A 14,709-nucleotide genomic window follows, 5' to 3' on the forward strand; every position below is an offset into this window, starting at 1 on the left:
AAACAATATTGGACCACTTCTCGATACAATTTTTCGTGCTTCAACATCACTCCTAGAATAGTGGCTTCGACAGGCTCAGCCACCGAACTCTAATTGAATCTATCGCCCAAACGAAAAAAAGCAACAATCCATTAAGCTCTCGAAGATACATTTTTGAAAAATATTTTTAATATCATTCACACGAGGCTCCAATCACCACAGATTCCTACTTACGACCCATATCACAATCAGTTAATTATACTTAAGATTATTTTGATCCTTTATACAGTATAAACACAAGTGAAACTCTTAGTATCAAACAATTAAACCTTAATTTAAAACTAGAAGGCTATTGTTTTTCCTCAAAATTCAGTAACTTATATCTATTGCTGACAATAACAACCTAAAAACCAAAAATCATGAAAAAGATTAAACTAATTCTAGGCTCTTTGTTGCTGTGTGTACTCTCCTGTGACAAAGACAACGACTCCATTGACCAAAACACTGATGACTTAATTTGTGAAAACTGTGCTATTGAAGTCACGAAAGACAATAGTCGTGTTTCGCATTTCAATCAACAGGTAAACTTACTTCCCGCAGGAAGTCAAGCTGCTAAATCCGCAGCTGCGACAAACAGCGTGGAACTTACTTTGAATGCTATTGTAGATCCTTTATATGTAAACCATGATGGTGAAGAAGTGCTGCTCAACGCAAACCATGTGGCTGTAAAAAACAAAAGAATAGCTGCCTCTTATAGCCTTATTGGAGCTCCCTATTTTGGTGCTATTGATATTATTGAGGCACCTGAAGATGCTTTCCCTAGCCTTGCCGGAACCTTATTATTACCTGATAGGGATATTGATGCTGTTGGTTTTGTTAACAGAAATCATATTTTAGTAGGTGGTGGCTTTGATGCCCAGGTGCATTATGGAGGAAATCATCCTTCTTTTCTTGGCAGATATCAAATTAAATTAAATGAGGAAACCGAAGTATTAAGTTTGACTGAGAAAAATTTATATCATTCTATATTCGGTAACAAACTTAGAAATGTTCAAACCACAAATGGAATTATTACGGGTTCTGGAGGTGGAAATTCTGGGATTATTTTTGCTTATAACGAAAATGAAAATACCATTATTGAACATACCTCAGGAGAAACACAAGGACTTTATATTTTAGATACTTCTATTGAGGCGGAAGACAAGAATTATAAGTTTGTTGCCTTGGCCTATAACGACAATGATGATAGTATAAAGGCTTTTTATTATGATATTTCTAAAGAAACCGATGTGATGACTTTTAGTTATGAGGTTAGCTTAGGAACCTATCCAAATACAGATGTAGAAGCGAAACACAGTGTCTTAGCCATCAAAAAAGATTATTTGATAGTCAGCCTTGGAACTGAAGGAATTGGGGTGTTTAAAATAGAAACCGCCGAAAACGAAACGAAATCAGCCTTACTCACTCAACAATTAAAAAGTGAGTTGTTAAATGAAAACAATGTTTCCCATGTGATCAACTCTTTTGTTTACAAAAGCAAAACTTTATATGTGGCTGCTGGTGGGGCTGGATTTTATTTGATTGATTATAACACCAGCCAAAATCTATTAAAAACTGCATTTTCTAAAATGGAATTGCCCATCGGTGAGTCTGTGAATAGTGTTGCCATTAGTGATAATGATTTATTGATTGCCTCTACCAGAGGTGTAAGTATTTACACGATTACAGAACTGGAATAATGATAAAAAAAGAACCCCCAATTCTACATAGAATTGGGGGATTTTCTTCGCACAAAGAAAATATTATTCTTCTATGGAGTACACCATTTTAAAAATAGGTTTGCTTGCTATATTTTCAGGATCATCAGGCTTTGCTTTGGACACCTTTATATGATTTTTGGTTTCACTTTCTAACAGCTGTTGTCGAATTCCTTCGAAACGTTTTGTTTCATATACCCTTGCCAAAGAATCTACTAAAACCGGACTTGCTAAAGAAACACAGGCCCCTTCTACAAAGGCCGAATCCAACATTTTTTCTATCGTAGCTTCCGTAGCATCTTTTTGGGTTTTCTCTAACAAATACAACTTGAATTCTTTTTCATCTTCTAGGTAGTTCTTTTTTCTATGTTTCTTGTTGAACTCATTCCCTATTTGCTGTACGGCAATGTGTTTCTTTTCAATTTCTACATCATTCAAATACAACATATTTATCAGCAAACCTTCTTTCTTTTTCTCCAACTCTTGCAATTTATCTAGTTGTTTCAAGTGGGCATCACTCAAGGCAGTATCTAAATAAGAAAATTCAAAGGTTTCTAAATCTTTTGGATCACCTCCTACCAAGCCTCCTAAGAACTTCACCGGAGCAGCCACTGTTTTGACCAATAAATTTTTAAAGGAATACCAAACAATTCTATTGACACTTACACTAGGATCATTTAAATCGCCACCAACAGGAACATCTAAATTGACAACGCCATCTTTATCTTTCAGCAAAAACAAGGCGAATTTCAGCGGCAAGTTATACAAACCTCCTCTTTTATCACCTAAAGTAGCATTATGCACAATCAGCTTATTTTGACTGTCTAGTTCGCCATTATGGATTTTAGTATTTGTTTTATAGTACATATCTCCTTCCAACACCGGAACTCCCATATAATCCATAGAATAGATATTCAGGTCGTTTAGTTTGAATCCTGAGATCACATATTTCAGCTCTAACTCCATCGGGTCGATCGGGTTGAAACTTAGATCCACCTTCATTACCCCCCTTTTGTTTAGCAACATTTGAGCTTGCATGTCCACCCACTCCGTTTTACTATCCATGGAGTCTAATGCTACTTCAATACTGGTAAGGTTGTACTGAAAAGGTTGAGAAGTGGTGATGTCATTAAACTGTAAAGTTCCATTGTCAATTGCAAAAGAATTGAGTCTGTAATACAACTCCGGTACACTATCATTGGCAACCTCACCCGTTTCTTCTAATTCAGCTGTAACGACTTCTAAAGAATCCGTTGGTTCATTGAGTCTTAAAAAAGTTTCAAAATTTGTAGTAGTTTGATGCATATCAAACCTCACATAGGGTTTTGTCAATTTTATAGAATCTATCAGGAATGAATTTCGTAAAGGTTCTAATTTTTCAAAAACACAATTGATCTCTTCTGCTTTTAGAATAGGCTTTTTGAGGGTATCATTCATTTTAAAATCATTCAAACGAACAAAACCATCAATGGCCAAACTATCTAGGTAATTTGTATTCCCATTAAAATTAAGATTGGTACTCAACAATCCACCTGCGGACTCCAGCAATAAAAATTCTTGTAGATACTTGGTATAGGCAGATAAATCTAAATCCTCCAATCCTATATTGGCACTAAATCCACCTTCGATAGGATCAAAATTCGTTGAAGAATAAAAACGACCGCCGTCTCTAAAATTAAACTCTAAATCTGCATTGCTCTCATCTTCTTGATTCCATTCGATATTAGGGATCAACAAATCCAATTCGTGAAACACAAACTCTTCTTCAATTACCTTATCATGGAAAGAAATTTCAGCATTTACAAATTCGATATCAGACAAACTAAATTTAAATACCTCAGTGGTATCAATTTCTATTTCTTCTAGTGCAACAGAATCGACGGGAGTATCATAAAAAGCAATCAAACTATCAAAATTAAATGTAGAATCATTTTCTTTGATGATGTTGGTTGCTAAATTTTTAACGTAAAATTGTTGTAGTGTTATCTTTGAAGTAAAATAATGATAGGGTCTTGAGTTTAAAACCAAGGTATCGAAAGAAACAAAACTAGAAATATCGTCAGATTCGTATAAATCAAAATCAAAAACTTTTATGGTTCCTGTAAATAGATTTACATCTATATCCTCTACAGTCACTTTTCTACCAACCCATTCTTTCCCGTTTTTCTCTATTAAACTTTTAGCCACAACAGGTAACAACCACAAAATAAGCGTTATAAAAACCACAACAACGCCTAGAACAATTTTTAATTTTTTATTTTTCAAGGTAAGCAGGTTGAATTAGCAGGGATCATTTTTTTTCTTCTAAAAATTAGGAAGGTAAATATACAAAATTACTCTTCATTCTTCAACAACTGAATATGCTTTATCAAACGTTTTATTCCTAATTTTAAGGTACCATTATAAACACCTCTAATTCTCCCTTTTTTATCTACCAAAATAAAATTCTCTGTGTGGATAAACTCGCTTGCTTCTTTGGTTTTCACAAAATCTTCATCAGAAAAATAAGCGGTTCTAGCCAATTCATAAATCGCCTCTTTTTCTCCGGTAACCAAATTCCATTTTTTAGAATCTACTCCATAATTTTCCGCATATTTTTTCAATACTGGAACGGAATCCATTTCTGGTGTTACGGAATGTGATAGCAATAGCACCTCAGGATCATTTTTAAATTCCTCTTGAAGCGTTTTCATATTCAAACTCAAACTTCTACAAATTCCAGTACACGTTGTAAAGAAAAAATCTGCTACATAAATTTTACCCAGATAATTTTTCTTGCCAATCGTATCTCCGTTTTGATTTAAAAAACTAAAATGTGGGATTTCATGAATATTTTTATATTCTTTGCTCTCTTTTTTTATCCACTCTGGCGTAAAATCAGCTGAATTAAAAAAGGGCAAAGTTTGTACTGTATCCTCTTGTTTGTTTTCATTTTTGTTAGCTTCCTTACATACAATGAATAGAAGGGCCGACAACAACAGAAATAGATAATTTCTCATAAAATAAAGTTCAATTTATGTCACTAAAGATACAAATCATCTAACTCATTTATCCTCTTGAAAAAATATTTTATGGATACTTGAACCTGCTTTTGTAATCACCAAAACAGACTACTTATTTACTAAGGTCCAAACTCTTACCCAATCAAATTTTGTAAACCGATCCTCTTGTGGTTTCAAAAATCCCATTTCTGATGGTGAGATCTCTTCAATCCAATCATAAAAGTTACTTGACATAATCAACCTCAATTCTCCTTCAAAAGGTATTACAGGAGTTACGGATTCTTCTAATTTTCCATCGATATAAAAATCTATTATTTTTCCATCCGCATGCCAATAGGCAGCATATACATGAAACTCGGCGGAGTTCTTTTTGTCAAAGTTTGACTTCCCTCCTTTGGTTTGTCTATTCTCTATTTGATTACAAGGAGAAGGATGTCTGTGTGTATTGTAATGAAAAATTCTATCCCAGTTTGAAGTCACCGCCCAATCATCATTGGTCCAATCATCTCCTTTTTCTCCTGTAAAAACCCCCACACATTCTTGAATATCAATTTCAAGATTTTCTCCATCGTTAAAATTATCTGCACAGGGTTTTGTCTCACTTTTCAGCCAAAAGGCTGCAGACATGGCAGTTTGACTTGCTTTCATTCTAGCTTCTATATACGAACCAGGTCCAATTAAATTTTTTCCATAGACATAAGCACCTCCATATTTTCTAACAGCCGGTTTGCTAAGATCATCCTTTGGTGAGTATTGCGGAGTGTCATACATTTTTCCTTCTATATTCATAGAACCGTTTTGTACCGAAACATTATTCTCATCAAAAAGAGACCTTTTAGATCCATACCAACCTCTATCTTGAGTGCCCCAAATAAACTTTGGACTATCCGACCACTTGTCATGATCAAAGGCATCACCTTCAAATTCATCAGACAAATTAGTTACTTTCACCCATTTTTTATCGGAAGGAACTGGGTTTTGATTTTCAAAAAAATACGGAATGCTACTATCCTCAATATTTGGTTCTATTGTTTTTATAACCTCTTCATTGACTACAATTTCATTTTCTTGATTTGTTGTACAATTTAAAAAACTGAATAAAATAGTTGGAAGTAAAAGTTTAACTGTGAGTTTCATGGTTTAAAATTTGATAGAAGCACAATTCTTTTTTTATGTGTTTCTATGATTAAAATTAGCAACCTTAGCTATAAGGTTTATTGGTTGTGATAAATGTATTCCAATCCCTATAGTTCAAGCCACTTTACTCCTATTCAATATCTATACCACCCCATTTTAGGAACTGATAAACAACTGAACATTGCGGTTTAAAAAGTGAGACTACCACATTTTTATAAAAAAATTATCCCTTAAACTTTGGTTTGTATAGAAGGAGTATACTTCATTAGTTATTAAAAATATGTGGATATAATTAATTTGCACATCTAATTGATTTGTAGAAAACAGCATCAAAATTCCTGTCATATAAATCAGTTAGGTAATTTTTATTTAAATGTTTTAATTCGTTTTTATGCGAATTATCTTATTCAGAATCAATCATGAAATTATTAAAAACGGCCGCATTATTATTGCTCATAGTTTTAACTTCTTTTAAAACCTATGAAACAAAAAAAAATCCGAAACCAAATATTCTTTGGGTATTAACTGATGATCAGCGTTATGACGCCATCAACGCTTTTAATAGGATTTTACACAATCGGGAAAACAGTGCTTTAGGCTATGTAGAATCTCCTCAAGTTGACAAATTAGCTCAAATGGGAACGACTTTTATCAACACCTATTGTCAGGCACAAGGTTGTGCTCCTTCTAGAGCTTCTATGCATAACGGAAGATACCCTTTCCGCTCTGGAATTTATCAGTTCGAATACTTTAATAACAACACCGACAATTCTTACCCGATGCTCCCTGAGGAAATGGCAAAACTGGGCTACCAAACTTTTCATGTTGGAAAGCTTGGTGTGCGTATCAAAACATTGGACAAAGGAAAAGCAAAAAGTTACCCCATTTATCAAACTGATATTAGCTTTAAATTAATGGATACAGATAAACTTGCGGAATGGGGAAAAGTTTCTGTTTTAAAAGAAATTGACGGTATAAAACTTAAAAGACCTATTAGAAGTGTGGTTTATTTTAAAGATGCTTCTGGTAAAATTTATTACAAATCTGAACAACTTGAAAAAGAAAACCCTCAATTCAAAGGAATGGCAAAAACAGCCTATGAAAAGTACGGACTTTTTTATAAGTACAACAATCAAAAAAACGAACCTCAAACTGTTTTTGGAAAAGGAGTTCTTGCAGGAGAAAGTCCACAACCTGCCGGTAAAACAAGAGATGCAAACTATACCACTGCGTTTATTGAATATTTAAAAAACAAAAATAAAGAATTCAATATAGGAAGTCATGCATTTAAAGGAGTCAATCCAGCTCAGCCATTATTTGCACATATTGGTTACGACTTTCCTCATACTCCCGTATTGCCACCTGCGGAATATAGAGCGCGCTTTCATAAAAAAAACTACAAGATTCCGGAATTGTCAAAAGAAGAATTCAAAAAAATGGCAAAAGCCTTCCAAGGTCGTGTTAAAAAAAGCTATTCGGACGACTTTACGGATGAGGAAAAACAGCTAATGGTGAGAGATTATTATGCCTTCTGTGCCTATGGAGATGATTTAATAGGAAAAGCCACCCAAGAATTTATTGAATACAGCAATAACAACAAGCAACCCTGGATGATTGTTTATGTTTGTGGTGACCATGGATGGAAACTAAACGAACACGGTTCAATCGCTAAAAACACGCCTTGGGAAATAGACAGTCATAACCCAATAATTGTTGTTTCTTCAGATAAAAAGAAATTCCCAAAAGGAAAAGTTGTTAAAGATTTTACAGAATTTGTAGACATCGCTCCTACCATTTTAAATGCGGGTGGCGCAGATATTCATGCAAAAGAGTTCAATCATTTAGATGGTTTTGATTTAGAAAAAGTAGCTTCAAAAAAAGCCATTACTAGAGATTATGTCATCGGAGAAAGTCATCATGCCATAGGACCAAGAGCCTACATCAGAACCAAAGATTATATGTTTTCTGTCAAAACACGTCCTAATTCAAAACGCGGTGTAAAAATGGATTGGGCAATGACGGCAAGTTATAAAGATTTAGACCCTGCTTTATACGATACGAAAAAAGATCCAGATGAATTGAACAATGTGGCTTTTGATAAAAACTACCGCAAAATCGCTGAAAAGATGAAAGATAAATTATTATCTATTGTAATTGGTGATGGTAGAGCTGAGGTCAATTGGGGGGGAGATAATTTTGGAAAAACCACAAAAGCCATCGGAACAAAAGTCTATCGAAGTAATTTTTCTCCTGGAGCCCATGATCATAAATTAAATTTGAAATAAACCCTGTAATCGGTTTAAAGAGTTGAAACCGCGTCGCATTTTTTCAAACCTATCAAGCCAAAGCGTTCTCCATTACGAACCACATAGTTGGATCTTAAACTTCCATCGGGTTTGAACATTTTTTGACTGCCCTCCTCTTTTCCGTTTACATAATGAAAAGAACGCAAAGGCACACCATTTGAGAACCATTCATTGGCTTCTCCATGGTGTTGTCCTTTTGTATTAAAATAATATTCAAATTTCAAGGTCTCATTAGGCCAAAAACCAATATGCTTTCCGGTTTTTATTCCATGAGAATAAGCTCTCTCCGAAGCTAATTTCCCATTAGCAAACCAATAGTACTCTTTGCCATGGAGATTTCCTTTATGATAAATTTTGATGAATCTTTTTTGATTCCCATTCTCATAATAAGACACCAAGGAACCCGAAAAAGGACTGTTTTTATAATAAAGAACGCCTTTCTGAACATGTATTTCCTCGGCAGTTTCATCAATTACCAAAGGCTCACTTTTACAAGAAGTAAAAACTAGCACACAAAATACTATGTAAAATATCCTTTTCATTATCTTGAAACTGAACCTGCTGTTCCGTAGAAACCATCGCCATTGATATAAGGCACATCGGCAGAAACATGATAATGATAAATTCCATCAGGAAATTCTGTAGTAGCTCCATAATGTCCGTGATAATCATCTAAGTCGGCGCTAGAAAGTATCGTTCCATTCTCCACCGGACCATACACTGGAAATCCATCTAAAAGTAATCCTAGCAAGGCATCATCTCCAAATTCTTCTGTTAAATACGTTGGTTCTATATGATAATGATAGGCATCATTTCCTGCAGGATGACCTAAATATTGATCAAAGGAATCTATTTCATTATCCAAGGCAGAAAAACCTGCTGCATATTGATTGAAAAATACCACGCCATTTCTAGATATCCCCATAGGTCCCATAGGTGTCGCTTCTTTATTGGTTGCTTCTTCAGGGTTTAGCGTTATTGAGAAAGTAATATTCTGCTGTCCTATTCTATTAGGGTTCAATCGAAAGTTAGTATTGGTACCCGTATAATCTGTTTGCATTTCATCTGCCCATTCGGTATCTGCATAATACGGAGATTTATGATTTGGTAAATTGGAAGTGCTGATAGAGACAGTACCATTAGACACAGAGTAATTCACTGCTTCTACATTGTCAAACATCGCTAGAATTGAAGATATATCGTAGTTTGTGTTTTCAGGCTCCTCCTCTTCTTCTTCTTCAGGCTCCTCTTCTTGATCAACTTGTTCATCGTTATCTATCAGTTCGTCTTCGGCTGTTACCGTCTGTGCTTCAGAAGAACAGCTAACAAATAACAGCACCATTAAACTCATCATAAGCAGTTTTAGGCTTTCAAATAATCTAGTAGTTTGGTTCATTGTGAATAAATTTAGTAGTTATGTAATATGGGTTCTAATAATAAAACAACTAATTATAGCAAAACCCTACCTAAACAAAATATATTTCGAGTGCCAATATATTCATAAATCAAAACTATCTTTGCTTTTTAAAATGTTAGCTTACCGAGATATGAAAATTGTTTTTGCCACCCATAACCAAAATAAAACGAAAGAGGTTGCCGCTTTGTTGCCCAACATAGAACTTCTTTCTTTAGAAAGTATTCAATGTCATGAAGATATCGAAGAAACGGAAGATACTTTAGAAGGCAATGCCAAAATAAAAGCAAACTATGTTACTGATAATTTCCAATTAAGTTGTTTTGCTGATGATACAGGTCTTGAAGTTGAGGCCTTGAATGGAGCTCCAGGAGTGTACTCCGCTAGATACGCCGGTGAAGAGGCGGATGCCGAAAAAAACATGGAGAAATTATTGGCAGCAATGGAGGGAAAAACCAACAGAAATGCGAAATTCAGAACTGTAATTGTTTTAAATTTGGATGGTAAACAACATATTTTTCAAGGTGTTTGTGAAGGTGAAATATTAGAGAAAAAATCTGGTTCAGAAGGTTTTGGCTATGACCCTATATTCAAACCTAAAGGATACGATATTTCTTTTGCTGAAATGAGCATGGATGAAAAAGGAAAAATCAGTCATAGAGGATTGGCAGTTTCAAAACTGATTTCATTTTTAAACAAATTATAATATTTGATTCCGCAAAAAACATACACAAAACAAGCCTTATTTTTAGGAATACTCCTAATGGCAACCTGGTTGGTAAACATCAGTTTGGGCTCTGTAGATATTCCTTTCAAAGATTTGTTTCAAATTATTTTTGGGAGCAACGAAAGTAAGGAGAGCTGGAATTATATTGTATGGAATTTCAGAATTCCAAAATCAATTACCGCTATTTTAGTGGGTTCTGGTCTTGGAATAAGTGGTTTGCTTATGCAAACACTATTTAGAAATCCTTTGGCAGGTCCTTTTGTTTTAGGAATCAGCTCTGGAGCTAGCTTAGGAGTGGCCGTTCTAATTTTAGGATCTACATTTTTAGGGAGCTTTTTGGGAGCCTTTTCTCCTTCAAGTTATAGTGTTACTATCGCCTCAAGTCTTGGTTCTTTCTTAGTTCTTTCTGTGGTGCTCATCGCCATAAAAAAAATTCGAAATACGATGTCTATACTGATCATCGGATTGATGTTTGGAAGTATTAGTGCCGCTATAATTAATGTTTTGAGTTATTTTAGTTCTGCCGAATTGCTACAACAATTTATATTTTGGAGTTTTGGAAGTTTGGGTAATTTAAGTTGGCAAGAATTAGGTGTTTTTTCTGGAATACTTCTTTTCAGTATTCTTTTTTTATTAAAAAGCATCAAACCTTTAAACGGTTTGCTTTTAGGTGAAAATTATGCTGTAAGTATGGGAATCAATCTCAAAAAAACACGCACTTTAGTTTTAGTTGTTACCAGTTTAATGACAGGTGTTATCACCGCTTTTTCGGGGCCCATTGCTTTTATTGGATTGGCAGTTCCACATCTTACAAAACTTTTATTTGACACCTCTGATCACAAAGTTTTAATTCCTTCTGTTGCCTTTACAGGAGCTATTTTGATGTTGATTTGTGATACCATTGCACAGGTTCCCAATAGTGAGTATACCCTACCGATCAATGCGATCACTTCTTTATTTGGTGCTCCTATTGTTATTTGGTTGTTAATCCGTAAACAAAAATCAACGATATAATGGCGGGAACTAAGCAACATATCGTTTTGCAAACTAAAAACCTATCCATTGGATACTCTAGCAAACATGAAGAAAATTGTATTGCTAAAGATTTAAACATCACTTTAACAAAGGGAAAATTGGTTTGCTTGTTAGGTAGAAATGGAATCGGAAAATCTACTTTACTCAGAACCCTTTCTAAGACTCAAGAAAAATTATCAGGAGACATTAATATCGACGGTGAAAAATTATTGAATATCTCTTCCGCAGATTTGTCAAAAAAAATGAGTTTGGTACTTACGGAAAGAATACCGGAAAGTCAATTATCTGTTTATGAACTCATCGCACTTGGTAGACAGCCTTATACAAATTGGTTGGGAAGACTTTCTAAAGAAGATGTAATGCGTATTGAACAAGCGATTGAATTGGTGGATATCAAAGATATTTGTACTAAAAAGAATTATGAATTGAGCGATGGACAACTGCAAAAAGTTATGATTGCACGAGCCTTGGCACAAGATACTGATATCATTATTTTAGATGAACCCACAGCTCATTTAGATTTGCATCATAAAATAGAAGTTTTTAAAATTCTTCAAAGCCTCGTTCATAAAACAAATAAAACCATCATCCTTTCAACTCATGAAGTAAATTTAGCCTTGCAATTGGCAGATGAGCTTTGGTTGATGACAGAAAACAAATTCACGACAGGAACCATAGATAATCTTATCAAATCAAAAGATTTAGAAACTATTTTTCCTAAAAATCAAATTGTATTTAATCCCGATTTAAAACAATTTACTTTAAAAAAATAAGTACATTTATAAGATATCATTGATACTTTATACGCATGAAACACTTATTTTTCTCAATTGCCCTCACTTCCATACTTTTATCTTGTAACACTACAAAAGAAACAACCAAAGAAAAGTCTGTGGTGACCTATGCCAATACAATTACCTTAAACGAACTTAAAACCAATCTTTATACGTTTGCATCAGATGATTTTACAGGACGAGAAACTGGTGAAGAAGGTCAAAAACTGGCGGCAGAATTTTTAAAGAAACAATACAAAGACTACGGAATCCAAAGTCCCATTGGTAACGATGATTATTTTCAAGAAATTCCAAAATCATTTTTACCGGGAGGTGTCAAAGCTTCTGAAAATGTAGTGGCGTATATAGAAGGAACAAGCAAACCTGATGAAATAGTTGTCATTTCTGCTCACTACGATCATCTGGGAACTGATGCGGTTGATATTTTTAATGGAGCCGACGATGATGGATCGGGTACGGTAGCTGTTTTAGAAATTGCTCAGGCGTTTAAAAAAGCGAAAAATGAAGGAAATGGTCCAAAGAGATCAATTTTATTCCTTCATCTCACAGCAGAAGAAAAAGGACTATATGGATCTAAATGGTATGTACAGAACCCATTATTTCCATTAAAAAATCATGTTGCCAATTTAAATATCGATATGATTGGTAGGGTTGATGATGCCCATATGAGAAGTAAAAATTATGTGTATTTAATAGGATCTGATAAATTAAGTACCGAGTTACATAACATCTCTGAACAGGTAAATACTGAATTTGTGAACCTAAACTTAGATTACACCTATAATGATGAAAATGACCCCAACCGTTTTTATTACAGATCCGACCATTATAATTTTGCGAAAAACAATATTCCAATCATCTTTTATTTCAATGGTGTTCATAAAGATTATCACAAACCTACCGATACCGCAGAAAAAATAAATTATGAATTATTGACAAAAAGAACCAAACTTGTTTTTCATACTGCATGGGAAATTGCCAATCGTGAAAATAGGGTAATAGTAGATATAAAATAATTTAAAACGCTGTTTACTAGAAAGAACAAAAAAAACACTTCCATATAGAAGCATTGATTAAAAAATCAACAATAAAAGTATTTATTTATTTTTTTATCATTAAAGGTTTAAAATCAAACAAATTTATTATATTGCCCAAATAACAGAAATTAAACATTCAGAGAAACCTATGGAATTACTAGATAGAGCTTTAGAATTTGAGGAAAATGTATCTACATTTAAATCAAGAGATGAACGTATCAAAGCTTCACATACTGCCAAAGAATTAGTTCTTTCGTTAAATGAAATTTACAAAGAAACTAAAGATCCAAACATTATGGATGTAATGAAGCGTATCACTGCAATCAAGCAAAAATTTGAGAAAAGATTAAAAGGTAGATTAACACCATAAGAATTACTTCTTCGATAGTAATTCTTTTAGTGTTGCTACGAAATAATTTATATCATCTTTAGATGTAAATTTTGAAAAAGACAATCTCAGCGAAGTATGTGTTGCTTCGTCTGGGGTTAACAAGGCCTCTAATACATGAGATCCTTTATTACTTCCGCTTTGACAAGCACTTCCTCCCGACACAGCAATTCCCTTTAAGTCTAGATTAAACATTAAAAAAGGAACTTCTTTTGGAAGTTTTATGTTTAGTACCGTTACTGTAGTCGTTTCTAAATTATCAGAACCTGCATTAAATTTTACAGCGGGGATGTCACTTTTTATTTGATCAATGCAATAACGTTTCATATCCAAGAGCTGCTGCAAATCATTCTGCAAACTTTCCAAACAAGTCTTCAAGGCTATATCCATTCCTAAAATAGAATGTACCGCCTCAGTCCCTGCTCTTGCTCCTTTCTCTTGTTCTCCACCAAAAATCATTGGTTTTACACCAAATCCTTTTTTAAAATAAGCAAAACCGATTCCTTTAGGACCGTGAAACTTATGAGCACTTGCGGAGATAAAATCAACATTTAAATCTGATAAATCAATATCAAAATGTCCGACCGCTTGCACAGAATCTGAATGAAAAAACGCATTGTATTCTTTGCAAATACTTGCTATTTTTTTTATTTCTAATATAGTTCCGATTTCATTATTTACAAACATCAAACTTACCAATGTCTTTTTATCCCCTGTTCCTAGCAAACTTCTTAAAGAAACTATATCAACAACACCTGCATTAGATTCTTCAACATAAACAACTTCCACTCCATAATCTATATGAAGTTCATTTACTGTTTTTAAAACAGCATGATGTTCTAGTTTAGAAGTAATAATTTTTTCTACTCCTAGATTAAGAACCGCATTTCTTAAAATTAAATTGTTTGCCTCTGTACCTCCGGAAGTAAAGATGATTTCACTTGAGTTTACATTTAAATTATGGGCTATATTTTTACGACACGTTTCAATTAAGGATTTAGCAGTTCTACCATATTGATGCGTTGAAGATGGATTTCCAAAATTCTCTCTCATAGAAGTAGCCATGCTTTCAATTACCTCATCAAACACAGGTGTTGTAGCAGCATTATCCAAATAAACTTTTCTCATTGAAA

Annotated in this window: 13 protein-coding genes; 7 read left to right on the plus strand and 6 right to left on the minus strand. The window is 34.0% G+C overall.

Annotated features, from left to right (window positions below; genetic code table 11):
* The first annotated feature begins 398 nt into the window (after positions 1-398).
* Entirely contained in the window at positions 399-1,718 is a 1,320-nt protein-coding gene (locus P8H68_RS10545; RefSeq protein WP_300324647.1) for a hypothetical protein, read from the plus strand.
* A gap of 63 nt (positions 1,719-1,781) precedes the next feature.
* Here P8H68_RS10545 and P8H68_RS10550 read toward each other — a convergent pair whose 3' ends face one another.
* From P8H68_RS10550 to P8H68_RS10560, 3 genes are all read right to left on the minus strand, one after another.
* Positions 1,782-4,001, minus strand: coding sequence for a DUF748 domain-containing protein (locus tag P8H68_RS10550; protein WP_300324650.1), 2,220 nt, complete (start codon positions 3,999-4,001; stop codon positions 1,782-1,784).
* Between the two features lie 68 nt (positions 4,002-4,069).
* Positions 4,070-4,735 (minus strand): SCO family protein, encoded by a 666-nt coding sequence (locus tag P8H68_RS10555; protein WP_300324653.1) that lies wholly within the window; start codon positions 4,733-4,735, stop codon positions 4,070-4,072.
* A 111-nt stretch (positions 4,736-4,846) separates the two neighbouring features.
* Positions 4,847-5,875 (minus strand): family 16 glycosylhydrolase, encoded by a 1,029-nt coding sequence (locus P8H68_RS10560; protein ID WP_300324656.1) that lies wholly within the window; start codon positions 5,873-5,875, stop codon positions 4,847-4,849.
* A gap of 419 nt (positions 5,876-6,294) precedes the next feature.
* On the opposite strand from P8H68_RS10560, the gene P8H68_RS10565 reads away from it, so the two are divergent.
* Positions 6,295-8,160 carry a sulfatase-like hydrolase/transferase gene (locus tag P8H68_RS10565; protein ID WP_300324660.1) on the plus strand — a complete coding sequence of 622 codons (1,866 nt, stop codon included), beginning with the start codon at positions 6,295-6,297 and terminating at the stop codon, positions 8,158-8,160.
* Between the two features lie 14 nt (positions 8,161-8,174).
* Here P8H68_RS10565 and P8H68_RS10570 read toward each other — a convergent pair whose 3' ends face one another.
* Both P8H68_RS10570 and P8H68_RS10575 read right to left on the minus strand, forming a co-directional pair.
* Entirely contained in the window at positions 8,175-8,693 is a 519-nt protein-coding gene (locus P8H68_RS10570; protein WP_300324663.1) for a hypothetical protein, read from the minus strand.
* Between the two features lie 29 nt (positions 8,694-8,722).
* The gene (locus P8H68_RS10575) at positions 8,723-9,577 is read right to left on the minus strand and encodes a YHYH protein (protein WP_300324665.1); all 855 of its coding nucleotides are present in this window, start codon (positions 9,575-9,577) and stop codon (positions 8,723-8,725) included.
* A 151-nt stretch (positions 9,578-9,728) separates the two neighbouring features.
* Between P8H68_RS10575 and P8H68_RS10580 the strand changes: the two genes are divergently transcribed.
* The 5 genes from P8H68_RS10580 to P8H68_RS10600 all read left to right on the plus strand — a co-directional run bounded on the left by P8H68_RS10580 (position 9,729) and on the right by P8H68_RS10600 (position 13,558).
* The gene (locus P8H68_RS10580) at positions 9,729-10,301 is read left to right on the plus strand and encodes a non-canonical purine NTP diphosphatase (RefSeq protein ID WP_300324668.1); all 573 of its coding nucleotides are present in this window, start codon (positions 9,729-9,731) and stop codon (positions 10,299-10,301) included.
* Positions 10,302-10,307: 6 nt separating this feature from the next.
* Positions 10,308-11,336, plus strand: coding sequence for an iron ABC transporter permease (locus P8H68_RS10585; protein WP_300324713.1), 1,029 nt, complete (start codon positions 10,308-10,310; stop codon positions 11,334-11,336).
* The gene (locus P8H68_RS10590) at positions 11,336-12,130 is read left to right on the plus strand and encodes an ABC transporter ATP-binding protein (protein WP_300324671.1); all 795 of its coding nucleotides are present in this window, start codon (positions 11,336-11,338) and stop codon (positions 12,128-12,130) included. The genes P8H68_RS10585 and P8H68_RS10590 overlap by 1 nt, the downstream gene beginning before the upstream one ends.
* A gap of 35 nt (positions 12,131-12,165) precedes the next feature.
* Positions 12,166-13,167 carry a M28 family metallopeptidase gene (locus P8H68_RS10595; RefSeq protein ID WP_300324674.1) on the plus strand — a complete coding sequence of 334 codons (1,002 nt, stop codon included), beginning with the start codon at positions 12,166-12,168 and terminating at the stop codon, positions 13,165-13,167.
* 169 nt (positions 13,168-13,336) lie between these two features.
* Entirely contained in the window at positions 13,337-13,558 is a 222-nt protein-coding gene (locus P8H68_RS10600) for a hypothetical protein (RefSeq protein WP_300324678.1), read from the plus strand.
* Between the two features lie 3 nt (positions 13,559-13,561).
* Here P8H68_RS10600 and P8H68_RS10605 read toward each other — a convergent pair whose 3' ends face one another.
* A complete protein-coding gene (locus P8H68_RS10605; protein ID WP_300324681.1) occupies positions 13,562-14,704 on the minus strand; it encodes a cysteine desulfurase family protein in 1,143 nt (380 codons plus the stop codon).
* Between the last annotated feature and the right edge of the window lie 5 nt (positions 14,705-14,709).

Source organism: Flavicella sp. (assembly GCF_029238425.1).
GTDB lineage: Bacteria > Bacteroidota > Bacteroidia > Flavobacteriales > Flavobacteriaceae > Flavicella.